We start from the raw sequence: 23,408 nt of genomic DNA, 5'->3' as shown, positions 1-23,408 counted from the left end.
TCCCTGTTCCTGTATGGTTCCGCCATTACTCGGCCTGCAGCTTCGCCAGCAATACCTGGCCGATCTCCGCCAGCGGTCCCGGCTGGCATAAGTCCTTATGGCGGCAAGCGATGTCATGCCTTTCAATCCGTCCTCCGATATAGGGAGCCCACATTTCCGGTTCAATCGGGTCAAACCATTCCGGGATGATCGTCGAATGGAAAAACAGCAGATCCCCCTCGTATTTTTCGGGAACAAAGGCGCTTAAGAGGCGCACCGAATTTTCGTACGTATTTTTCAAATTTAAAATTATTTCCTCGTCCAGGCTGGCCAGCGCACTGCCGTCGCTGCGCAAAATCTCGATCGCCCGCGCAATATCCAGCGGACCGTCCTTGATCGAATCGGGATCATAGCCGCCTAAAGCAAGCAGCGCAATCAACGCCTCGTCCTCGCTGGCCTCGCCGCGCAGCGGCAAATAATGGCTTGGGAAAGCATCCAGCATGGCCAGGAACGCCACTTCCTCCCCCTCGTGCTGCAGCTGTACCGCCATCGCCTGCGCGACATTTCCGCCAAACGACCAGCCCAACAGACGATACGGCCCGTGCGGCTGAACGGTACGGATCTGAGCGATATAATCGGCCGTCATTTCCTCCAGCGTTCCAGGATACTGATCGGCTTCGGCAATGCCGCGCGCCTGCAAGCCGTAAATCGGATAATCCATGCCGAGATGCTTCATCAGACCCGCATAACACCAGCTTAGCCCGCCTGCCGGATGCACGCAGAACAGCGGGATTTCCTTGCCCTCCGTGCGAAGCGGCAGCAGCACCTGAAGCGCGCTCTGCCCCTGATCCGAGTACAGCTTCTCCCCAAGGCCCGCCACGGTCGGAGCCTCGAACAGCAGACCGATGCCAGGCTCCCGGCCCATCGTTTCCCGAATTCGGCTCATGAGGCGTACGGCCAGCAGCGAATGTCCGCCGAGCTCGAAGAATCCGTCGTCGATGCTGACGCGCGGCAGGCCAAGCACCTCCGCGAATAAGTCGCACAGCACTTCTTCCTGGGGAGTTCTCGGCCCCCTGCCTTCCGGCGACAAGGTATACTCCGGTGCAGGCAGCGCCTTGCGATCCAGCTTGCCGTTCGGCGTAAGCGGCAGCGAATCCAGATAGATGATCGCCGACGGCACCATATACTCCGGCAGGATGGAAGCTGCGTAACGGCGCAGATCAGCCAGCGTAAGCTCTGCTCCCGGGCCGGGAACGATATAGGCTGCGAGCCGCTTGTCGCCCGGCTGGTCTTCCCGGGCGATGACCGCCGCTTGCTCTACGCCGGGGCAGCTGGCGAGCACCGCCTCGATTTCACCCAATTCGATGCGGAAGCCGCGAATTTTCACCTGCTGGTCCCCGCGGCCCAGATAATCAAGCGAACCGTCTGGCAGCCGCTTGGCCAGATCTCCAGTCCGATACATGCGGGTACCCGGCGGACCGTATGGATCGGCGATGAAGCGCTCCGCCGTCAGATCCGGCCGTCCCCAATAGCCCTGAGCTAGTCCAGCGCCAGCTACGTACATCTCACCGATGACGCCTGGCGGCACCGGCTGAAGGGACGAATCCATTACATAGACCCGCAAATCCGGGATCGGGCGGCCGATCAGGCTGCTCCCTCCCTGGGATGCACTATTTTTATCCAGTTCAAGATAGCTGACATGCACGGTTGTCTCCGTGATGCCGTACATGTTGATCAGCTTGGGGGCATCGTCCGGGTGGCGCTCATACCAGTCCTTCAGGCGGCCAAGCTCCAGCGCCTCTCCTCCGAAAATCACATACCGCAGGGCAAGCTCCTGTCCCAGTTCCACATTCTCCCGATCCGCCTGCATGAAGGCATAGAAGGCCGACGGCGTCTGATTGAGCACAGTTACCTGCTCCTCGGTCAGCAGCTGCAGAAATTCCGCAGGCGAACGGCTGACTTCATATGGCACGACGACGAGACGGCCGCCATAGAGCAGTGCTCCCCACATTTCCCATACGGAGAAATCAAAAGCGTAGGAATGAAATAGCGTCCAGACATCATCTGCACCGAAATGGAACCAGGAGTCAGTAGCTGCAAATAACCGGATGACATTGTGATGTGGAATAACCACGCCCTTCGGCTTACCCGTCGAGCCCGAGGTATATATCATATAGGCCGGACTTAATGGGGTTACGAGGCCGCTCCGTTCATCCTCGCGCGGGTTATGCTCGGAGCTGTCCCGAAGCCGCTGCTCCACAGCCGGATCGTCAAGCACGATCCTCGGTGTAGGCAGCGTATTCGGCATTTGGCCCGCCGCCTGTTCGTTCGTAATCATATACACCGGCTTCGCATCCTCGACCATCCACTCCAGCCGCTCAGCCGGGTAGTCGGGATCGAGGGGGAGGTAAGCCGCGCCGGCCTTCAGGACAGCCAGCAAGCCTATGACCAGCTCCAGGGAGCGCGGCAGGGCAAGCGCCACCGTTTGGCCGGCGGCCACACCGCCCGCGATCAGCATGTGGGCCAGGCGGTTTGCCGCGGTGTTCAGCTGAGCGTAGCTTAGGCGGTCGCCCTCGCATACCGCTGCAACCGCGTCCGGGAGTTTGTCCGCCTGCGCCTCAAACAGCTCGAACAGACTGGCTTGGGGCGAAATCTCCATACTTCGGCAGGGACGCTCTGAAGCTGTTCCCTGACCAGCTGCAAGGCTAGTCGTTTCGCTGACCGTGACACTTGCATCCATCAGAAAGGCCTGGCGCTCCGCCCGGGTCAGAATATCCGCGTTTGCAATAGGCTGCTCCGGATTTTGTGCCAGCGCCTCGAGCACCTGTATATATCTGTAAGCAAAAGCCTCTGCCGTATGCTGCTCGTATAAATCTTTGCTGTATTCCAGCAAACCGCTTAGTCCGCCCGGGCTGCCATCTGCGCCGCGCCGTTCATTCAGCTCCACCGTCAGGTCGAACTTCGCCGTGCCGGAGCTGACCATCTTCAGGGATGTGGCCGCCCCCGGAAACTGAAGCGGAGCTTCCAGTTCATTTTGCAGCACGAGCATGATTTGAAACAACGGATGCCGCGCGCGCGAGCGTGCCGGATTCAGCACTTCCACCAACCGTTCGAACGGCAAATCCTGGTGCTCATAAGCGGCCAGATCCGCTTCCCGTACCCGGGCGATGAGCTCGGCGAAGCTCGGATTTCCAGACGTATCCGCCCGCAGCACGAGCGTATTGATGAACATGCCCACCAGTCCGCCGAGCGCATCATCATTTCTTCCGGCAATCGGGCTGCCGATCGGAATGTCGTCTCCCCCGCCAAGCCGGGTAAGCAGCGCAGCCAGCGCGGCGTGCAGCACCATGAACAAGCTGGCCTTGTTATCCTTCGCCACCTGCAGCAGCCGGGCATGCAACCCCTCGTCAAGCTCAAAAGGAATCACTCCTCCCTCATAGCTGGAAACGGCCGGTCGTGGACGATCGGTCGGCAGCTCAAGCTGATCCGGCAGCTGATGAAGCTTGTTCTTCCAGAACTCTAGCTGACGTGCATAGAGGCTGCCGGAGTCTCCTTCAACGCCAAGCAGCTGCTCCTGCCACAACACATAATCGGCATACTGCACGGGCAGCGGCGGCCATGACGGCTGCTCTTTCCGGCACCGGGCCGAATAAGCGGCGGACAAGTCGCGTCCTAACGGCGTCAGCGACCAGCCGTCTCCGGCAATATGATGCAGCAGCAGAAGCAGCACATGCTTCTCTGGACCAAGCACGAACAGCTGCGCGCGGAAAGGCGTCTCCGTGCATAAATCAAAGCTGTAGCCAGCGCCGTTTACTATGTTCGCCTTCAGATCTTTTTCGCTCGTCTTTGTGACGATCAGTTTCGGTCTTGCTTGATCTGCGTTTAGAATCAGCTGCTGCGGCACGCCCATCTCGTCAGGAAAGATAGTCCGCAGCGACTCGTGCCGCTCTACCACATCGCCAAGCGCTAGCTCCAGGGCGTCCACATCCAGCGGTCCGGATATTCGGGCTGCCCACGGCATGTTATATGTCGGGTTTGGCCCCTCCATCCGGTACAGAAACCACAAGCGCCGCTGGGCAAAAGATAGCGGAACCTGCTCCGGACGCTCTGCCGGGCGAACGGGCGGCCTCGTCTGCTTCGCCTGATCGAGATACTGCATTAGCCCGGCTACGGTAGGCGTTTCAAATATATGGCGGATGCCGATTTCTGCGCCGAACACGTCGCGAATCCGTGCGGTCAGCCGACCGGCAAGCAGTGAATGCCCTCCCATCTCAAAGAAATCTTCGTCAATGCCGACGCGTGCCCGCCCTAATACCTCCGCGAACAATTGGCATAGCAGCTCCTCCTGCGGCGACCGCGGCGCGAGTCCTTTCGACTGGATCATGTCTGCTGGCGCCGGCAGAGCTTTATGGTCAATTTTCCGGTTCGGCGTCAGCGGCATTTCGCTAAGCTCCACGAATGCCGAAGGAACCATAAACTCGGGCAAATGCTCCGCAGCATAACGGCGCAGCTCGGCGGGATCCATGGTAACAGAGGCAGCAGGCACGATGTAAGCGACCAGCCGCTTCTCCCCCGGACGATCCTCCCGGGCCATCACCGTCACCTGCTCAATGGCAGGATGCCGGGAAAACACGGAAATAATTTCACCTAGTTCGATGCGAACCCCCCGTATTTTGATCTGATGGTCGGCGCGGCCGATATAATCCAGCGAACCGTCCGCTTGCCAGCGCACAAGGTCGCCCGTACGGTACATCCGCATGCCCGGGGCTCCGTACGGATTCGCGACGAAGCGCTCCGCCGTCATCCCCGGCCGGTCCAGGTAGCCGAGGGCCAGCCCGGCTCCGGCGATGTACAGTTCGCCTGCAACGCCGGGCGGAACAGGCTGCAGCACATCGTCCAGCACATAGAGCTGCGTATTCCGAACCGGCCTGCCGATCGCTGGCTTGGCCTCCTCCTCACCCAGCCTTGCAGCGGTGGAGTAAATCGTCGTTTCCGTCGGTCCGTACTGGTTGTTCACCTGACAGCCCAGCGCTTGCAGGCCGAGCTTTAATCCTGCCGGAAGCGCCTCGCCGCCTGAAATAACCGACAAACCTGTTAACGGTTCAGGCCTGCTGGACACCAGCTCCTGAAATAAGGTCGGTGTGGCCTGCAGCAGCGTAATTTTCTGTTCCCGAATCCGCTTGGCCAGCGCGGAAGCATCCAGAATCGTCTCCTTCGGGGCGATATCCATGCAAGCCCCCGTTGTCAGAGGCAGGTAGACCTCCAGTACAGATATGTCGAAGGCGATCGTCGTTACGGACAGCATCCGATCCCGTCCGCTTAACGGGAACCGCTCCCTCATATCCGTGATCAGGTTAACCAGGCTGCCATAGGTCACCATGACTCCTTTCGGCAGACCGGTTGAACCTGAAGTATAAAGAACATATGCCGGATGAAGCGGCGATAAGGGGGAAGTACGCTCGGTATCCTCCGGATTCTGAGCGGAATACTTCCGTAAACTGGCCATCGTATCAGGTGCATCAAGTACCAGACGGGACATCCCGCTGAAACCAGACAGGCTCGATTCACACGCCTGGTCGGTCAAGATGCAGCTCGGCCGGGCGTTGTCAATCATGTAAGCGATGCGATCCGCCGGGTAATCCGGATCGAGCGGCAAATAGGCCGCCCCGGTCTTATGCACCGCCAGGATCGCCGCGGCAATCAAGGGAGAACGGGATAGAGCCAGGGCCACGATCTGCTCAGGCCCTGTCCCCTGTTCTATCAAGTAATGAGCGAGCCGATTCGCCTGTGCGTTCAATGCGGCATAGCTGAGGACTGATTCCTCGCAGGCGACGGCAGCCGCTTCAGGCCTGACTTCGGCTTGCTGCTCGAACAATTCAGCAGGGCCCGGACTTGCGCAGGAGGCACCCTGTTGTTCGGCTTGGTTCCAGCCCTCGAGTACTTGCCACCGTTCATCGGCCAGCAGCCATTCGATATCCATCACCGGACGTTCGGGATCTGCGGCCGCAAATTGCTCCAGCAGACGGATAAAGCGCCGATGGTGCCTCTCCAGCTCCTCCGGGGCATAAACATCCGGATTGCCGTCAAAATCGATCCGCAGTCCGCCGTCCTCAGACCTTAGCCGCACATGAACGAGCAAGTCATCGACGGGTCCTGCCGACAGATTATGAACAATTCCGGGTGCCCCGCCGAAGCTCAGAGCTTCGTCAAAAGGCATCATGTTCAGGATCGGGCCGAACAGCCGCTGCTGCTCGCCCAGCAGCTTGAGCTCGCGCCGCAGATCCTGCTGGCGGAATTTCTGATGCCGTCTGGCAGCCCGCAGCTCTTGCGATACTTGTGCGATCACTTCCAGCGGGTTCATGTCTTTGCGGATCGTCAGGCGCAGCGGAACCAGATTCATGACCATGCCCGGCACCCGCAGTGATGCGGAGCCTAGACGGCACATCATCGTCATGCCGAGAATGACGTCCTCTGCTCCTGTAGCCCGGTGCATGTATACGGCCAGAGCGGCCACCATCATTTCCGGCCAGCTCGCCCCTGCCGATTCAGCGGCCGCCCGCAGCACATTCATGCTGCTCGGGTTCAGCTCGCCGGATTGGCGCAGGAAACGCTTCGCCGTTCGCTGCACCCTGCCGCCCAGGCCCACGGCATCGGGCTGATCGGCAAAACGCGACACCCAGAACTTGCGGTCCTTCTCCTCCTGCTGGGATGCGCAGTATGCGGCTTCCTCCTGCAGCGCCTCCTTCCAGGAACCGAAGCTCCGCCCAATGGCCTCGTCACGGGACAGGGCCGTATAGATTTGAGCCACCCTCCGGGTGAGCAGCGAGAAGCCGAAGCCGTCAATGGCGATATGATGGATTTTCTGATACCAAAGAAAGCAGTCTGGCGCGATCTGCAGAATGGCCTGATGGAACAATGGACCCTTCATTAAATCCGTCGGTATGGCCAGATCCTGCTTCATCCAGGCTTCCGCAACTGCCCACGGTTGCTCCTCCCCGCTGAAGTCCAAATAGAGCAGGCTCCACTCTTCTCCTTCCGTGTCCGCCAGCCTCTGCCAAGGCCCGTCTTCATCTTCTCCGAAGCGAAGCTGCAGCGTCTCCGCTTCCGCGATCACCCGCCGCAACGCCTGCTCAAATAGCTCCAGCCTTAGCGGGCCGCGAATTTCGATATATTCGCTCGTATTGTAAATAGGATTACCCGGGTCAAGCTGCTGAGCGAACCATATTCCGGATTGCGCCCCTGTCAAAGGATAACGAACCTCCGTTTGCACTGGCATGCTTACACCTCCTTCCCCAGCAAAAAATAGTCGACATTAGGAATGGAAGGGCTCATTCGTGCAGAGAGGAGCTGCCACCAATTGTCCAGCGTCGGCCGTTCGGCCAGCTCCGTAAAGGCAATCTCCTCGCCTTCGCGGCTAAATCGTTCGGCCAGGCTCATGATGCGTATCGAATCCAATCCCCACAGCTCGACCAAATTGTCCTGCCCGCCGATTTCTTCAGCTGCCTCCTGCAGCAAATCGGCGACCTGCTGTCGCAGCTGCTCATAGGACGATGGCTTTGCAGCCAAGGACGGGGAAGCAGCGATGTCTTGGCTTGCAGAGGCCGCAGCCTGAAGCGAGGATCGGGCAGATTGTCCCGTCTGATTCGTAGACGGGAGATTCCGTCCGGTTCCTGCAGTTTGGGAAGGGTAACTGCTGGAAAGACTATGCTCCTGCTTGCCTCCCGGCCCATTTGCAGACGTTGCCGCGTTCAACTCGGCCAGCAGCCGCGGCGTCGTCAAAGTGACCGCGCACCGCTCCGCCGCGTAGGTCAGGGCAAGCTTGTGCTTCTCAAGCGAGAAATCCGCAACCGCATCAGCGACAAAAAACGGCTGGATATCCTGCATGAACGCTTCGCAGGAGCTGAGCAGACAGCCGATATGGGCATAAATACCGCTGACGATCAGCTGATCACGCGCCTGATCCCTCATCCATTGCAGCAGATCTGTTCTCTGAAACGCGCTGTACCGCCATTTGGTCATCTGAATGTCCTGTACGCCAGGAGCGACTTCGGCGGCAATTTGCGCCTCAAACGGGTCAGTTCCAATCCCCGGCCCCCAGAAATCCTGCAGCAGGCCGCGCTCGTCCGGACGCTGACCCCCAAGCTGCGCAGAATAGACGACGGGAATGCCCAGCTTCGCGCATTCGCTGCGTATCCGGGAAATATTGGAGAATAGCTCGACAATGGGAGATTCTGCAGTATTGTAAGGCTTCAGGAAATAATTTTGCATATCATGGATAAGCAGTACCGCCCGCTGCGGATCAGGCCGCCAAGCGACTTTGTTTGCGGGAAGCTCCGCCTCGGCAGGCATGGAATAAGGAAAAATGGCTGGGATACCCATGTAGATCATCCTTTCGACGTTGATTTTATCGAATGACCGAAACGACATTGATCCAGAAGAACGTTCATCTTGAAGATGAGCCGTTCATCCGCGCTGCTTCTCTGCTATTAGCTCGCGCAGCGCTTTTTTGCTGACTTTGCCGACCTTCGTCTTCGGAAAAGAATCGATGAATTCGATCCGATCGGGAATTTTAAAGGCAGCGAGACCGCGTCCACGTAAAAAAGCCTTGATCTGCACGCCCGACAAAGGCGTGTCTGCAGCTGGGTGCGGTATGACGAAAGCACAGGTGCGCTCGCCCAAATATTCGTCCGGCATGGCCACCACGGCGGCATCATGTACCCCCGGATGGGCGAGAAGCTGGTTCTCGACCTCCTCGGCGGCAATCTTTTCCCCTCCCCGGTTGATTTGGTCTTTGTCGCGTCCCTCTACGATGAGGTGGCCATCTGAATTGATCCGGACAATGTCACCCGTACGGTAGAAGCCGTCGCTTGTGAAGGCTTTCGCATTATGCTCCTCCGCTCTGTAATAGCCGCGAATCGTATACGGGCCGCGGGTAAGCAGATGGCCGGCCTCGCCAGGCGGCACCTCATTATCCTCGTCATCGACGACGCGGACTTCGTCCCAGGGCGACATCGGCCGGCCTTGGGTATGCACGATGACCTCGTCGGGGTCATCCAGCCTCGTATAATTGACGAGCCCCTCGGCCATGCCGAATACCTGCTGCAGCTGGCAGCCCAAGGTCGGCTTCACGCGCGCGGCCGCCTCGGCGCTGAACTTCGCGCCGCCGACCTGGAGCACCTGCAAATGAGGGAATTCGATACGCTGCCGTTCCGCCGCATCAAGCCATATGAGAGCAAGGGGCGGCACCAGCGCGGTAATCGTGACCCGCTCGCGGAGCAGCAATGGGAAGGCCTCGTCCGGGCTGGCCCCCCGGGCGAGCACGACGCGGCCCCCGGCGTATAACGTGCCCAGCACGCCCGGCGAGCTAAGCGGATAATTATGCGCTGCCGGAAGCACGGCCAGATAGACGCTATGATCATTCAGCCCGCAGATTTCCGCGCTAAGGCGGAGCGAATAAATATAGTCGTCGTGCGTGCGGGGAATCAGCTTGGGCAGTCCCGTCGTTCCGCCCGAAAGTTGAAGGAAAGCGATATCTCCCGGGTGCGGCTGGGACCGCCTGCCGCCCTGCTTCCCGTTCTCATCACGCTTGTTCGCGGAAGTTTCAGCTTCGCCGCCCATCTTCGGCTCTCTCGGCTCTCCATAAAGCTCCTCCAGCGCTACGAACTCCTGCGCTTCACCGGCGACCAGAACATGGCGCAGCGAAGGAACCTCGCGAATGACTTCCCTTGCCAGCTCACGGTAGTCAAATCCCGCATCCTGGCCGGCTATAATATAAGCTTTCGCTTCGGAAAACTCGGATATATATGAAATCTCAAGCCTGCGATGCAGCGGCAAGGCGAATACAGGCAGTGCGCCGATTCGGAATAATGCAAAAATCACTTCAAAAAATTCCGCGATGTTCGGCAGTTGAACCACGACCCGATCCTGCGGTTCAATCCCGATGCCCAGCAATCCTTCTGCAAGGCGGTCCGTCCGGTCGTCCAGCTCCGCATAGCTGATACGGCGTTCGCCACTGACGATGGCAATCCGTTCGCCGTAAGCCTTCGCGCGTTCCCGCAGCATCTCGCCAAACGTTTCTCCGCGCCAGCAACCCTCCTGGCGGTAACGCTCAGCAAATTCTTGGGGCCAAGTCGGGCATCCAGCAAGCATCAATATCCCTCCTTTACACTGCCCCGATAGGCGAACTGCGGATCATGCAGCCCCATGGCCAAAAGCAAGGTGCGGAACTTTGCCGCCGTTTCGGCCAGCTCAGCTTCGGCGCTCGAGTCAGCCACGATTCCCGCTCCGGCATAAAGACGCAGGCTTCTTCCCTCCGCCTCGGCGCAGCGGATCGTGACGATCCATTCGCCATCTCCCTTAGCATCGCACCAGCCAACCATCCCGGTGAAGAAGCCTCGCTCAAACGGCTCTATTTCGCGGATTGTTTCCCTAGCCGGCTCGGTAGGCGTTCCGCATATAGCCGGAGTCGGATGCAAAGACAGCGCAAGATCAAGGACAGAAGCTCCGGGGCTCGCAAGCTCTCCGTAGATGTCCGTCGACAGATGCCACATCGTCTCGGTTTGTACGAGTGACGGACCCTCAGGGACGTTCAGGCTCTTGCAATATGGGCGGAGCGCTGCTTCAACCGCCTCGACGACGAGCCGATGCTCGAACTGGTCCTTCGCCGAGGCAAGCAGCGCGGCTGCTCTGCGTTCATCCTCAGCCGGATCATCGCTCCGGGGTGCGGAGCCTGCCAGCGGATTCGCCCGAATGCTCAGTCCCGTTTTGGTAATGAGCAGCTCCGGGCTGGCCCCGATCAGCGTCCGTACTCCGACTCCCCTTAAATCCGGTTTAGCCCTGCCAGACGCCTTCCCTGACGAGGTACTATCCCCGCCGCCCAAATTAACCGCAAAGGTATAGCCTTGCGGATTGTGGCGGGCCAGGTTGCGGAGCAGCCGGGAAATATCGACCGGCTCAGTGTAAGTCAACTGCAGCGTCCTCGAAAGCACGACCTTCTGCAGCGTGTCCCGGTTCAGCCGATCCAGCGCCTCGTTGACATTTTTCTTGTAATGCTCAGGATCTGGATGCATGCTGACCTCGTATTCGGAATCGGATGAGGTTATTCCGTCAATCCTGTTCCTCCCGATTGCTGCACTGTCTCTATGAGACTCGTATCGATCCTCTCCGCTAAAGCTTAGAGGTCCAGCCCACTGCGTGGACAAAGGCACGATGAGCTCAGCCGGCTGCGCCAAATCGAACGGAATCGCGCCAACGACGATCGGCTCGCCGCCGGCGCGTCCGGCTGCGGCTAGCAGTCCTTGAACCCGCTCAGACAGAGCCTGCGGGGAGCCTTCCCCCGGCTCTGCCCAATATCTCGCCCACTCGCCTTTAGCAAGCAAGGTTCGTCTTGGTGAGGATAAAAAGAAACACAATCCCGACTCGTATTCGTCGAGCAGTTGTGCCGCCGTGTTTGCATATACAGCTCCATGGTTTGCCATTTCCTCCAACATCCCCTTTCCTTCGTTAGACCCCCAATGTTGCCCCTCCGTCAATACATAAATCAAGCATCGTAATATGCCGGGACCGGTCAGACGCCAGAAACAACACCGCAGCGGCAATATCCTCCGGATCGGCGATCCTTCCGAGCGGTATGCCGAGGCGGTACGATTCGGGCGAACCGGCGATGACCGCCTGGACCCCATCCTGCCCGTTCCACAACATCCGCTGCATCGCCGTGTCGGTGGATCCAGGTGATACGATATTGCAGCGAATATGATTGGCGGCCTGCTCCAGACCCAGGCATTTCGTGAACATGGCCGCTGCTGCCTTGGAGGCGCAGTAGGCCGCCATTTGCGTGCGCGGCACTAAGGCTGCATTGGAGCCAACGGTCACGATTGCGCCGGATTTGCGGGGAGCCATGCGTTTCACGACGGAACGGGATACATGAAACACCCCGCTGGCATTCACCGCAAATACCGCCTCCCAATCCGTATCACGAAGCTCCTCGATGCTAGCCATTCTCAGCAAACCAGCTACATTCACGAGAATTTCAACGGGGCCAAGCTCTCGCTCGACCTGGTCGACAGCCGTTTCTACAGCCAGACTGTCCGCAACATCCACTGCGAACGCCTGAGCCTGGCACCCTTGGGTTCGCAGTTCGGCCGCAACCCCCTCGGCACCGGCCCCGTTCAAATCGAGAGCCGCTATAATCGCTCCAGCCTCCGCCAGCGCCCTGACAACAGCCTCGCCGATTCCTTGGGCAGCTCCGGTCACCAAAGCGACCTTTCCTTTGATCCCCGTATATTCCACCTCATCAGCCCTCCCCTGCACTTTTAATTTGCTGGCCTCATTGCCCTATACCTATACCCAACCCGCTACAATTTGCGGCCTCATTCCCTCATGCTTCTATCTGCGCGCATCCCCTTTCACTTAAGGGTGGAATGCAAATTGTAACGCCCGGCTGATTAATGCCGGCAGTACAGTTACATGCCCCTCCCCTTCAAACTCCTGAAAGCTCGCCGTTATCCCTGAACTGGCGTACATCGACAGGCGTTCCGCCAGCCTTTGGGCATTTTTGCTGTTTTGAGAAATATGGTTTAACTCCAGCTCCCCTGCGCCGAGCAGAACCTTCACATTCAAAGCCTCCTGCTGCAGTCGATTGATGAACATTTCCTCGGCTTCGCCGATCAGCGTTTTGTTCCAATGGAACGAAGGGCTGCCGGCAATGTAGCAGGCAAAAGCCGCCGGTCGCGTAAACAGCGTATATAATGCAAACAGCCCCCCGAGCGAATGGCCAAATAATGTCTGTTTGCCTTGGTCGATAGCGTATTTAGCTCCAATTTCCGGTTTCAGCTCTTCCTCGATAAATTGCAAAAAGGCTGCCGCTCCCCCCTGCTTCGGCAGGGGAGTTCCGTCGGGCCGGTACCGGTAGTCCTGGCTTGTTGCCAGCGTGTAGTCGTAATAACGCTCCGCCGGGAACAATTCCCCCGTGTCATAGCCGATCCCTACGATCACCGCAGGAAATACCCCCGTGTTATGGGGACAACTGCCCTGCAGACGTGCGGTTTCGGCCATCGTGCCGAATACGGAATTGGCGTCCAGCACGTAAAATACCGGATATCCCGAAGGGGGAGGGGGCTCGGAAGGCATACTCACCATAATTCGATACTTGCGGCCTTCCACGCGCGAATGCATAAGCCATTCTGCTGTACGGGGAATGACCATTTGTTTGCCGTCAGCCATTTCCTCTTGATCCACCTTTATTTCCGTTATTCAGCCATCAGCTTGACTGTATCGTCGATAATTTTCTCATAAGCAATGAGTCCGCTTCCCAGCCAATATTCATCGTTCACTTCATATACATGGCCTTGCTGTACGGCAGGAATGCCCTTCCAAATGCTGCTTTCCGTCATCTCCTTCATGCGGTCTGTCCCTTGTCCATAGGCATTGATTACGAAGATATAGTCCGCATCCAGTTCCGGCAAGATCTCCAGCGATAAATTCAGGCTGTTCTCGTTCTCGGTCAGCTTGGTCATTTCGATGCCCAAATGCTGATTCAAGACGTATCCGCACAAATAATTGCCGCCCATCACGCTCACACCTTTGGCGGCGAAACGGATAACCGCTACTTTTTTGCCGGCTGCTTTCTTCTCAATGGCTGCCTTGGCCTCGCCGACCTTTTGGTGATAAGACGCCAGTGCTTGCTTGGCCTCCTCGGTCTTCCCTACGAGCTGTCCCAATGTCTCGAGGGATTTCTCTACGTCGCCTGCTGCGTTGTTGAATACGTAGGTTGGCGCGATTTTGGAGTAATTCTCATACACGCCGTCGCCGGCATAGTTGGACGTATGCAGGATGATCAGGTCTGGATTGTATGAGAGCAGCACCTCCGAAGACGGTGCGCCGCCCGAAAAATCAAGCTTCGGCACATCCTGCAGCTCCTCCTGTAAATAGCTATGGCCCAGATTTCCATTCGACCATTGCGCTACCGGCTTGATCCCAAGCTTAAGCAGCGAATCTTCCAGATAGGGCGCAAATACGCGCTCCGGCTGTCCGGATATTTGAATTTCATGGCCGAGATCGTCCTTGAACGTTTGCTCGCCCTGCGGCCCCTCCTGAGCATTCCCCCCGGTTCGGGGAACCTCGGCCGCTCCCTGATTTGTCCCCACCTGCCCCGATGCATTTTGGACGGAATCCGTCCCGCAGGCGGCAAGCATGCTTCCTGCCAGCGCAAGGCATAGCAGCATTAAATAATGCGGTTTAATTCTCTTTCCTGTCCTAGTGCTCACTTTCAACTTGGCTTCCCCTCTCACATGATAATGATTATCATTGAGAATGATTATAGATCATCTTCCCTGGTTAGTACCATGGACAGTATCCTGCAAACGGTATGGACATTTTCCTGTAAACATGAGCAGCGCCTCATCCAGCATGCGGTTTACGGAAATCGCCGAGTATTCAAACCAGGGGTCAGATGGAATCAGATGCACTTGGCCGTTCTGTACGGCCTGCAATTGCCTCCACTGTCTGGAATGCTGCAGAGAGAGCCAGTGGGAACGGGAAGCGGACTCCGCACATACGACGGCCAGGATCCAGCTCGGATTAATAGCCTCCAGCTCCTCAAGCGTAAGCTGCCGATGGCCTGGCATAGAGGCAGAGCAAGCCAGTTCTATTTGCAAGTCCCGGGCCAGCACATCTAGTATTCCGCGGTTCCAATACGTATGGATGCAATCTCCGTAAATTCGCAGTACCAGGATGCTGTCACTGCCTAACGTTCGATTGATCTCGGTTCTCGCTGCCTGGACTTTTAATTCATACTGCCCGATCCACTGCTCCGCTTTCTCCTCCCTCTCCAAAAAACGGGCAAGCAAACGGAGCTGCTCCCGCCATCCGCAGTGCTCCACAGGTACAAAGTAGGTCTCCGCGATGCTGCTGAGCTTAGCCTGCTCGCTCCTTGCGAGGAGGTCAGTTCCGATAATCGCATCAGGACGAAGTCCGGCCAGTTTCTCCATATTGGCTGCAAATGCCAACTGATTGTAAGGTTCCAAAAGCTGTAGATGGGATGTAATCTTCATCCGGTAATCATTGTAATAATAGGCCGTCCATTTGGGATCCAGAGGGGCAGCCACCGGGATAATGTCCAGAGCCAGCAGCAAGCCGGCGATCTCAGGAGAACATGCCGCGATTCGCAGCCTCGCTCGCTTAATGTAGTCAGAGGGGGAGATGCCCACCTCTTTTTTAAATTTACGGCTAAAGTAAAATTCATCGCTGTATCCTACCATTTGTGCAATATCCCGCAGCCTCAGCTGCCCTTCCCCTGAGAGCAAATAGCGCTTGGCCTGATTGATGCGCAGCTCGGATAAATATTTCATAGCGCTCTTTCCGAAGCTCTTCTTGAACAGATCGACGAAATACTTCGGGCTGACGTTCGCCATCTCGGCCAATTGAGCAATCGTTAACGGCTCGTGAAAATGTTCTTCCATGTATTGCTTTATCTCAGACAGTTCTTTCTTGGCACTGGGTTCATCCCTGAGCGAACCTACTGTATATGAAAATAAATCATCTGAGTCCATAAAAATTCCTCCTTAAAATAAAAGAATCATCTTCCAATTGAAAATGATTCTCAATATCATACGTTCTATTTTAACCAATCCTTGCCAACGGTGGCAATAGAAGATCTTCCATACCTTGAGGAATCGGGTACATGTTAATGTTATTGGTACGAAAAAAATATCCATTCACCTCAAGGTAAATGGATAAGGATATTTACTACTATGTTTGGTCCAAATACAGGAATTCAGGTTTTTAGCTTCCTTGTAGAGCTTCCGCCACCAGATCGCCAAATTGCCGGATATCCTGCAGGTAATCATATCCCTCTGGATTGCTTAATGCATTATACATTCGTACAGCTACAGCTCTATGTTTGGGTATTACTAGACAAGTACAGCCGGTGATCCCCAGAACCTGGAATGAGCCTGCCGGTACTCTCTCGCCTATTTGATTCAAAGGAGTGACGCTCTGCAGCCACCAAATGAAACCCTGCCTCGGCAAATGCGGCGCTAACGCGGCAGGCGTCTGTATGCTGGTGATCCGGTCAAAAATCGATTGCGGAAAAACTTGCTCTCCCCGGAATTTGCCTTGGTTAAGATGCAGATTTCCCCAAATTGCGAGTTCGCGAGCGCTTACAAAAAGGTTGCTCTGTTCCCCGGCAGGGCTATCGTTCGGCCCAACCCAGTTATTTTTGTCCTGATAGTAATTATAAATCAAATGCTCGTGGCACTCCGTCCGCCATCCGGTCTCTGCCAGTCCAATTGGTGCAAACAATTCCTTCTGCAAAAACTCGGCGAGCGGCTTGCCCGTTAAATCTCTCACCATCTCCGTCAGAAGAGCAATGCCGTTGTTATTATAAGCCCAGTTCTCACCGGGTAAAAAAGAGCGGGTCAGTTCCCCTTCTTGAAGCTCTAATCCATGCGTATGAGTCAAGCAATGGCGGATCGTTATTCCCTTAACAGCCTCCGCAGCCACATTCGCATAACTGCTTATGTCATCATCGATTCGCCGAATCAATCCCTTCTCAATCAGCAGGCTAATCGCAAAAGCAAGATAAGTTTTCCTTACGGAGGCAACGTTAAACTGTGTCCGGGCATCTACCGCTCGGGAAGATGCAGATTCGCTATGTCTTCCCGAATACCACTCGTTGACCAAACGGTCGTCTTGTATTACAAAAACTGCCGCCGCCGTGCATTTTATCTGCTTCTGAATGTCCAGTACATAAGAGTTCAGCTCATTGAACTCCCCCATCGAATTGCTAATTTCGGCAGCGATAAATTCAGCCATCTCTACATCTCCTTATCCAGGCTTCCCAACTGCTTCCACCATACTCCGGCGCATTCCGGCAGGGTTGACCAGCCATTGCTCCTGATCCGCGCGGCCAGCTCCTCGCCAAAGAAAAATTCAGTATGCTCGATCGCCTCTTCCACGGACGCAAACCTATAGTCCGCCCTGACCCATTGATGCTGGAAGCCGTACTTCTTCTCCAGCAGGGAATAGTAGGAAGTCAGGAATTCCGGCGGGTCGGGCGTTTCCGTTCCTGTACCCATCGTTTCAAATATAATGATTGTCCCGTCGGGTCTTAGAACGCGCTGCAGCTCTGCAATGATCCTTTCCAAATGCGCCTCCCATTCCGGTTGATTCGAGCTCGCAAGGTAACAAATGCTCCACCCCGACACCACTATGTCTCTGGAGGAGTCGGGCACAGGCAGCGATCTGTGATCCGCCTCTAGAGTAATCCAATTGCGGACGTAATTCTGCTCTGTTAATTTGCGGTCCAAAATATCGAGCATAGGCCGGGATGCGTCGGTGCATATGAGCGTTTTGGCTTCGGGGGCGAGAAATGAGGCCAGTCTTCCAGAGCCCGCTCCCAAATCAAGCACGTCCAAATTTCTATAAGGCCGGATTTGCCGGACGATTTCAGATAGATCAGGCTGCCTGCTGATCATCGCTTCATAAGCAGCGGCTTGAGATAAATAAATTTGATCATGATTTGACATGGCTCTTTTCACATCCTATTTCATCGAGATTAAAATTTCTTTCTTGCTTCAAAAGTAATCATATGATCCGCATGCTGAGGAGCAATGCCATATTCATAATTTCCGGAAATGACAATGTCGCTGAACCCCGCTTTTTCAAGCATCATGCTAAACTCATAAACGCCGTACCATCTCACAGGAAATCGCTGAAGTTCCGACTGGATCAAACGCCCATCCTGCCATTTCTCGTACTTTAAGAGCGACACCGTTCTCTGCTCGATTAAATTTAGCTCGATTCGCTTCTCTTCTAATGTAATGATTTCTTCCTTCTCCGTTTCCCATAAACGCGTCTTCACCGTATTCATTTCAAAATCCGTCTCCAGGAAAATATCCGCAATAAATACGCCTCCATCTTCCAGGTGCTCATAGCAGCATTTCAACGCAGCGACGAGATCCTCTCTCGATTCTATTAATTGTAAAGAGCCTCCTGGAATCATAATCGCTTCATAAGCATCTTCCAGATGAAACTGTCGCATGTCGCCTACAAACAAAGTGGGCTGTATCCCCAGCTCGGCGCATTTCTTCTTGCATGATTCAAGCATATACGGCGAGTTATCTATCCCTTCTACCTGAAGACCCGACTCAAGCAATGGAATCAGAACTCGGCCTGACCCGCAGGCTACCTCTAGTATTTTCCCCGAAATTCCTTGCAATCGCTCGGCATAATATTCAATGTCGCCAAATGAATATCCCACAGGCTTGCTCAGTTCATACACCTCTGTGCATAATTCTCCATAAGAGTTCAGCATATCCTCACACCCATCTGTTATTGTGCTGTCATTATTTGTGCCTACTTTATTCCCCGCCAAAATCAAAAATAGCTTGTAATAAAAAAGCCCCAGCCCATAGACGCTCTTATCTAAGGCTGAGGCATACATCTGGCTTGAGCTTCTTCTATTATATATCAAAGCTGCTGCTCAGCAAGAAGCCGATTATTCTGGCGGGATATGCTGAGTAATAAGCCCACGGCAGCCATATTTGTAAGCAGAGCAGACCCGCCATAGCTGATAAAAGGAAGCGGCACGCCGGTCACTGGCAGAATGCCCACCACTGCCCCTGCATTAAGCGCAAATTGAGTGAAGATCATGATGACTATGCCCATGCCTGCAATCAACCCAAATAAATCCTTGCTCTTCAAAGCGATAAGGAATCCCCGAGACAGTAACCAAAAGAACAGTACGATAAACAGGGAAGAGCCGGTAAAACCAAACTCTTCGCCGATAATGGCAAATATAAAATCGGTATGCGCTTCGGGCAAATATTGCAGCTTTTGAACGCTTCCTCCCAGCCCGGTTCCCGTCAATCCGCCATGGCCTAAAGCCATAAACGACTGCAAGACTTGATATCCCGTATTTGAAGGATCGGCAAGCGGGTTTAAAAATGACGTAAGCCGCTGAATGCGATAACTTTTGCTTATGGCCATAAAGGTCAAAAACGGCAAAGCGCCTAACCCAAGCAGCAAAATATGGCGCAGATTGGCTCCTCCGACGATCATGCAGGACAGCGTAATGATGCAAATCAGGGACATCGTGCCGAAGTCTGGCTGGAGCATGACCAATAGGATAACTATGCCGGCTACGACGAGGATCGGCAGAAGTCCTTTTTTGAAGTCTCTGATTCGCTCGCCCTTATTGCTAATGAGTGCCGCTAGGTATAGGATCAAGGAGAGCTTCGCCCACTCGGACGGCTGGAGATTGAAGCTGCCGAGCACAATCCACCTTTTGGCGCCATTGACCGAAGTTCCGATAATCAGCACCAGAATGAGTAGAATCAATGTAAAAAGCAGCAGAATCGGCGCGATTTTTTTCCAGCGTATAAAAGGAATCCCCATCAAGAACAGCATAAGGAACAGACCGATCGCTGCAAATAAGCCTTGCCTGTATATGTAAAACATAGCCTCCTGATGCTTATAAACAGCCAAAGTGGAGCTGGCGCTAAAGACCATAATGAGCCCAAAGCCCACGAGCAAAATCGTTAGAATAAGCAGAATAAAATCCGGTCTGCCTCTTGGTTTGATGTTACTCAAAGCGATATCCCCTCGTCCTTATTGATCATGCTGTTCAGCCGCTGCCGAACTGGAGGATAAGAGCTCCTCGACATATTTCTGCAGACGGTTTTGATCTACGGTTATGACGGACGCGCCTTTGATCTTCTCTTCCCGCAGCATGTCCAGCGGCGGCAGCTGACTGGAGTGGATGGAGTCCTGATTGATCTTATAGCATAATCCGGCCAGCTTCAGCATCGTCCTAGAATCCATATTCGTCTGCACATAAGGAGCGATTTGATTTAAAATCTGCGGCAGATTCACGAGGGTCGTGACATTTTGCATTTTCTTGGCGACGGCCTTCAAGAACTCACGCTGGCGCTCTGTCCGTGCATAGTCTGAAAGAGCATCTTTACGGAACCTCACATATTGCAGCGCCTTGTTCCCGTCAAGATGCTGCATCCCTTCCTTCAAATCGATCTGGTAATGCGATTTATCCGCCGTATCGGTATACTTCATATCTTTTTCAACATAGAAGTCTACCCCTCCGATCGCATCGATCAGCTGAATGAAGCTTTCAAACTCCACAAAAACGTAATACTGAATCGGGATGCCCAGCAAATCTCCCACAGCCTGACTAGCCAGTTCCGGCCCTTCTTTCCCGCCAAAAGCAAGCGCGGTGTTGATGCGATTCTTCCCATGGCCGGGAATCTCGACATACGTATCCCGCAAAATCGAGAACAAATGCACCGTCTTCGAGACAGGATCGATTGAAGCGACCATGATCGTATCCGAACGCCCGGGATCCTCGTCTAGTCTCCCGTCCCCGCCGAGCAGCAGTATGTTCAGCCGCTCTTTCCCTTCCCATACCGGAAGGACATATTCGTCAGGCTGTTGTTGTTCATGCCCGCCCGTCTGTTCATTCTTCTTCTGAATTTGTTGTCCAAAATGAACGAAAGAATACCCGTAATAGCTTATCCCCAGCAGTAATATAATCGCCAGAGGGATGCCCAGCATCCATATCCATCTTCTTCTCCGAGACTTGCCTGTGTCACTCATTTCTATAAATCCTCCAAACTTAAACATACCGGTAACGCATCTTATTTTATCCTGAAGATAAACAGAAAGGGTTATGAATAAGTTAAGATTGACTCTAGACGGCTAAGGCAGGCATAGCGCTAATGCCATATTTCTAACGGACAGGAGATTCGTTATTTACCTGTTTTAAACGGAATCAGCGCGCTAACGGACACACTGGAAGCTATTTAGTTAAAATCAACATTGAACCCATCGATTATATGAAAATAGGGTCCGCTGTGTCCGTTAGGTTCAGAAAAAGCGACTTTTTTGCAAAATAGCTGAGCCAGGGTCCGTAAGAACGCGCAAACCATTTAGCCTCGGCTCTACTGAGCCTTATTTTCTCATATTAATATATATTCGTCCTTAATGTAGAGATTTTAGTTGTATTTACTACCAATTTACCAGTATAATGGAAAGTAATGATAGCGTTATCATTTAATAAATCGAAACCGGTTTAGTGGTATTGCACGCAAGCGCAGCGTGTAAGCAATCCTGCAAGACTAACTTCTATAAAGGAGCGAAAAATCATGTTGAAACGCGGGAAATTATTGTATCTCTTTCTGCTGTTTACTCTTCTGATTTCTTTCGTGCCCACCGGAACTACTAGCGCTGCACCCAACTGGAATCTAGTATGGAGTGACGAATTTGACGGCAATTCCCTGAACTCCGCCAACTGGACGGCCGAAATCGGCACCGGCAGCGGGGGCTGGGGCAACAATGAACTGCAGTACTATACGAACCGCCCGCAGAACCTTCAGGTGACGGGAGGTAATCTTGTCATTACCGCTCAGAGGGAATCCTACGGCGGCATGAATTATACCTCTGCCCGGATCAAAACCCAAGGCCTGAAGAACTTTACCTACGGTAAAGTCGAAGCCAGAATCAAGCTTCCTTCCGGACAAGGCCTGTGGCCGGCATTCTGGATGCTTGGCTCCAACATTACGACGGTCGGTTGGCCTAAATCCGGTGAAATCGATATCATGGAACGGGTCAACAACAACTCCTTCGTGAACGGGACTGTGCATTGGGATGCGAATGGCCATGCGGAATACGGGCGCACGTCGGGAAATTTGGACTTCTCCCAATTCCATACGTACAGCATTGAATGGGATCCGAACTACATTCGCTGGTTTGTGGACGGTGTCCAATTTAACGAGTTCTATATTGCCAACGGCACCGGAAATACGGAGGAATTCCAGAAGCCGTTCTTCATTCTGCTGAATATGGCCGTCGGCGGCAACTGGCCGGGAAGCCCTAATGCTTCAACGCCATTCCCGGCACAAATGCTGGTCGATTATGTACGTGTATATCAAGCTGCAAGTGCGCCAAACATCGTTAGCGGCGGCGTATATACGCTGACCTCCAAAGCGAGCGGCAAGGTGCTGGATGTCGTGGACGTCTCCACAGCGGATGGCGCCAAAATGCAGCAATGGACCAATTACAGCGCGAGCAATCAGCGCTTCAAAGTAGAAAGCACGGGAGATGGGTATTATAAGCTGACCGCCATGCATAGCGGCAAAGTGCTGGACGTGCCAAGCTCCAGTACCGCTAGCGGCGTGCAGCTGCAGCAGTGGACCGATAATGGAACCAATGCCCAGCGGTGGATGCTGGTCGATGCCGGTGGAGGATACTATAAGCTGGTATCCAAAGCTAGCGGCCTGGTCATGGATGTGGCCAGCGCATCGGCGGCCGACGGCGCGGCGGTTCAGCAGTGGACTGATAACGGCACGGATGCCCAGAAATGGCTGTTTACGAAAGTGAATTAACCGGCGGCTGAGCGGCCGCTGCATACACCAGAAACCCTTGGGTCATCCGACCAAAGGGTTTCTCTTTCTTTCATTCATAGGATCATTTACTTGAACCGGCCCCCAAGCTTCATCCTCGGGGCATTCTATGAACTAGCAATTGTCTTGTTACCTGCCTTCCGTTTCTGGTATATCGTAACTTAACCTGATCATGTCCCTGCACGGTATTCCGTTCTCAAAGATCGCCTCATCATAATGCCGGATAAAGAAATCACGATCCACTCCCGTAATTCTGAATCCGCATTTCTGATATAACCCCAGTTGGCTCAAGCTCGAATTTCCCGTGCCGATTTCGACCGTCCTCGCATGTTGTTCTATGGCTTCACCGATCGCACGCAAGACGAGCTGCTTGCCGATACCCTGGCCCTGATACTCCTCGCGTACGGCAATATTCACGATTTCCATTGTCCCTGGACGCGTCCATAGCAATACGAATACGCCGATCGTTTCTAGCCTGTTTGCAGCAATATAGCATCGGCCTCTCTGCAAATATTCCTGCACATTCCGTTTAGAGGGATCGGCAAGCAGTAATAATTCGAACGGGGCATCCTTCATATTTTTGAGCAGCTGAACTGTAAACTCCACAACAAATTTCTCCTTATATGCATGCTTCTGTTTACCCTATTATTCGGAGCTCCGATGTCCAATTCCTTCCTTCGTTCATGAAAAAGATGGCTACGCCAACAAGGGTGCCTGCGGTTAAATAACCGTCAAGGCACCCTTCATATCCCCGATTCGAGACAAATTATTCCTTATTGTCGGCATGTTCTTGCCCAAACGCCGCTTTGGCGTCTTCGACCATTTCCTTGGCAAACTCTTCTCTATCCTTGTCTGGAACCGGCATCTTATTCAGCGAATTCCGCTGCACTTCATATTTGCTAAGGCCTTGTTTCTCCTTGCTCATTTCGCATTCTGCCCCCCTTCTTTGCTTATATAGTCCAATTGTAGGATGCGGATGAGCAAGCCATTTTATGCATCGGCTAAATGCAGCCCATA

16 protein-coding genes are annotated in these 23,408 nt (G+C 54.4%); 1 reads left to right on the top strand and 15 read right to left on the bottom strand.

Annotated elements, in window-relative coordinates:
- Positions 1–25 precede the first annotated feature (25 nt).
- The 13 genes from MKX50_RS10390 to MKX50_RS10330 all read right to left on the bottom strand — a co-directional run bounded on the left by MKX50_RS10390 (position 26) and on the right by MKX50_RS10330 (position 20,586).
- Positions 26–7,255 carry an amino acid adenylation domain-containing protein gene (locus tag MKX50_RS10390; protein ID WP_339159544.1) on the bottom strand — a complete coding sequence of 2,410 codons (7,230 nt, stop codon included), beginning with the start codon at positions 7,253–7,255 and terminating at the stop codon, positions 26–28.
- Positions 7,256–7,257: 2 nt separating this feature from the next.
- Positions 7,258–8,358 (bottom strand): isochorismatase family protein, encoded by a 1,101-nt coding sequence (locus tag MKX50_RS10385; protein ID WP_339160078.1) that lies wholly within the window; start codon positions 8,356–8,358, stop codon positions 7,258–7,260.
- Between the two features lie 84 nt (positions 8,359–8,442).
- Complete coding sequence (locus tag MKX50_RS10380) at positions 8,443–10,128, bottom strand: (2,3-dihydroxybenzoyl)adenylate synthase (protein ID WP_213588717.1); 1,686 nt, start codon at positions 10,126–10,128, stop codon at positions 8,443–8,445.
- On the bottom strand, positions 10,128–11,456 hold the full coding sequence (gene dhbC, locus MKX50_RS10375) for an isochorismate synthase DhbC (RefSeq protein ID WP_213588718.1): 1,329 nt from the start codon (positions 11,454–11,456) through the stop codon (positions 10,128–10,130). The genes MKX50_RS10380 and dhbC overlap by 1 nt, the downstream gene beginning before the upstream one ends.
- 25 nt (positions 11,457–11,481) lie before the next feature.
- Positions 11,482–12,267 carry a 2,3-dihydro-2,3-dihydroxybenzoate dehydrogenase gene (locus MKX50_RS10370; RefSeq protein ID WP_339159543.1) on the bottom strand — a complete coding sequence of 262 codons (786 nt, stop codon included), beginning with the start codon at positions 12,265–12,267 and terminating at the stop codon, positions 11,482–11,484.
- A gap of 120 nt (positions 12,268–12,387) precedes the next feature.
- The gene (locus tag MKX50_RS10365) at positions 12,388–13,200 is read right to left on the bottom strand and encodes an alpha/beta hydrolase-fold protein (protein ID WP_213588720.1); all 813 of its coding nucleotides are present in this window, start codon (positions 13,198–13,200) and stop codon (positions 12,388–12,390) included.
- 26 nt (positions 13,201–13,226) lie between these two features.
- Complete coding sequence (locus MKX50_RS10360; RefSeq protein ID WP_339160075.1) at positions 13,227–14,201, bottom strand: ABC transporter substrate-binding protein; 975 nt, start codon at positions 14,199–14,201, stop codon at positions 13,227–13,229.
- A gap of 99 nt (positions 14,202–14,300) precedes the next feature.
- Entirely contained in the window at positions 14,301–15,527 is a 1,227-nt protein-coding gene (locus MKX50_RS10355; RefSeq protein ID WP_213588721.1) for an AraC family transcriptional regulator, read from the bottom strand.
- Between the two features lie 232 nt (positions 15,528–15,759).
- Positions 15,760–16,791 (bottom strand): serine hydrolase domain-containing protein, encoded by a 1,032-nt coding sequence (locus tag MKX50_RS10350; RefSeq protein ID WP_339159539.1) that lies wholly within the window; start codon positions 16,789–16,791, stop codon positions 15,760–15,762.
- A 2-nt stretch (positions 16,792–16,793) separates the two neighbouring features.
- Entirely contained in the window at positions 16,794–17,504 is a 711-nt protein-coding gene (locus MKX50_RS10345; RefSeq protein WP_213588722.1) for a class I SAM-dependent methyltransferase, read from the bottom strand.
- 29 nt (positions 17,505–17,533) lie between these two features.
- A complete protein-coding gene (locus MKX50_RS10340) occupies positions 17,534–18,292 on the bottom strand; it encodes a class I SAM-dependent methyltransferase (RefSeq protein ID WP_339159537.1) in 759 nt (252 codons plus the stop codon).
- Positions 18,293–18,447: 155 nt separating this feature from the next.
- Complete coding sequence (gene ftsW / locus MKX50_RS10335; protein ID WP_213588724.1) at positions 18,448–19,569, bottom strand: putative lipid II flippase FtsW; 1,122 nt, start codon at positions 19,567–19,569, stop codon at positions 18,448–18,450.
- 18 nt (positions 19,570–19,587) lie between these two features.
- Entirely contained in the window at positions 19,588–20,586 is a 999-nt protein-coding gene (locus tag MKX50_RS10330; protein ID WP_339159534.1) for an LCP family protein, read from the bottom strand.
- 548 nt (positions 20,587–21,134) lie between these two features.
- Here MKX50_RS10330 and MKX50_RS10325 point away from each other — a divergent pair.
- The gene (locus tag MKX50_RS10325) at positions 21,135–22,373 is read left to right on the top strand and encodes an RICIN domain-containing protein (protein ID WP_155609013.1); all 1,239 of its coding nucleotides are present in this window, start codon (positions 21,135–21,137) and stop codon (positions 22,371–22,373) included.
- A gap of 147 nt (positions 22,374–22,520) precedes the next feature.
- Here the strand turns inward: MKX50_RS10325 and MKX50_RS10320 are convergent, their stop codons facing one another.
- Together MKX50_RS10320 and MKX50_RS10315 are read right to left on the bottom strand one after the other, a co-directional pair.
- Positions 22,521–22,967 carry a GNAT family N-acetyltransferase gene (locus MKX50_RS10320; protein WP_213589419.1) on the bottom strand — a complete coding sequence of 149 codons (447 nt, stop codon included), beginning with the start codon at positions 22,965–22,967 and terminating at the stop codon, positions 22,521–22,523.
- Between the two features lie 190 nt (positions 22,968–23,157).
- A complete protein-coding gene (locus tag MKX50_RS10315) occupies positions 23,158–23,316 on the bottom strand; it encodes a hypothetical protein (RefSeq protein ID WP_213588726.1) in 159 nt (52 codons plus the stop codon).
- Positions 23,317–23,408 lie beyond the last annotated feature (92 nt).

It is taken from the genome of Paenibacillus sp. FSL W8-0186 (assembly GCF_037969765.1).
Classification (GTDB): Bacteria; Bacillota; Bacilli; order Paenibacillales; family Paenibacillaceae; genus Fontibacillus; species Fontibacillus woosongensis.
This window is presented reverse-complemented; position numbering and strand designations above follow the sequence as displayed.

Bases quoted from the DNA above. Each gene is read 5' to 3' on its own strand.
- MKX50_RS10380 (WP_213588717.1), bottom strand. From the start codon at position 10,128: ATGCTTGCTGGATGCCCGACTTGGCCCCAAGAATTTGCTGAGCGTTAC.
- MKX50_RS10360 (WP_339160075.1), bottom strand. From the start codon at position 14,201: ATGCTGCTATGCCTTGCGCTGGCAGGAAGCATGCTTGCCGCCTGCGGG.
- MKX50_RS10330 (WP_339159534.1), bottom strand. From the start codon at position 20,586: ATGAGTGACACAGGCAAGTCTCGGAGAAGAAGATGGATATGGATGCTG.
- MKX50_RS10390 (WP_339159544.1), bottom strand. From the start codon at position 7,255: ATGCCAGTGCAAACGGAGGTTCGTTATCCTTTGACAGGGGCGCAATCC.
- MKX50_RS10340 (WP_339159537.1), bottom strand. From the start codon at position 18,292: ATGCTGAACTCTTATGGAGAATTATGCACAGAGGTGTATGAACTGAGC.
- MKX50_RS10350 (WP_339159539.1), bottom strand. From the start codon at position 16,791: ATGGCTGAATTTATCGCTGCCGAAATTAGCAATTCGATGGGGGAGTTC.
- MKX50_RS10385 (WP_339160078.1), bottom strand. From the start codon at position 8,358: ATGGGTATCCCAGCCATTTTTCCTTATTCCATGCCTGCCGAGGCGGAG.
- MKX50_RS10365 (WP_213588720.1), bottom strand. From the start codon at position 13,200: ATGGCTGACGGCAAACAAATGGTCATTCCCCGTACAGCAGAATGGCTT.
- dhbC (WP_213588718.1), bottom strand. From the start codon at position 11,456: ATGGCAAACCATGGAGCTGTATATGCAAACACGGCGGCACAACTGCTC.
- MKX50_RS10315 (WP_213588726.1), bottom strand. From the start codon at position 23,316: ATGAGCAAGGAGAAACAAGGCCTTAGCAAATATGAAGTGCAGCGGAAT.
- MKX50_RS10355 (WP_213588721.1), bottom strand. From the start codon at position 15,527: ATGGACTCAGATGATTTATTTTCATATACAGTAGGTTCGCTCAGGGAT.
- MKX50_RS10320 (WP_213589419.1), bottom strand. From the start codon at position 22,967: ATGAAGGATGCCCCGTTCGAATTATTACTGCTTGCCGATCCCTCTAAA.
- MKX50_RS10325 (WP_155609013.1), top strand. From the start codon at position 21,135: ATGTTGAAACGCGGGAAATTATTGTATCTCTTTCTGCTGTTTACTCTT.
- MKX50_RS10345 (WP_213588722.1), bottom strand. From the start codon at position 17,504: ATGTCAAATCATGATCAAATTTATTTATCTCAAGCCGCTGCTTATGAA.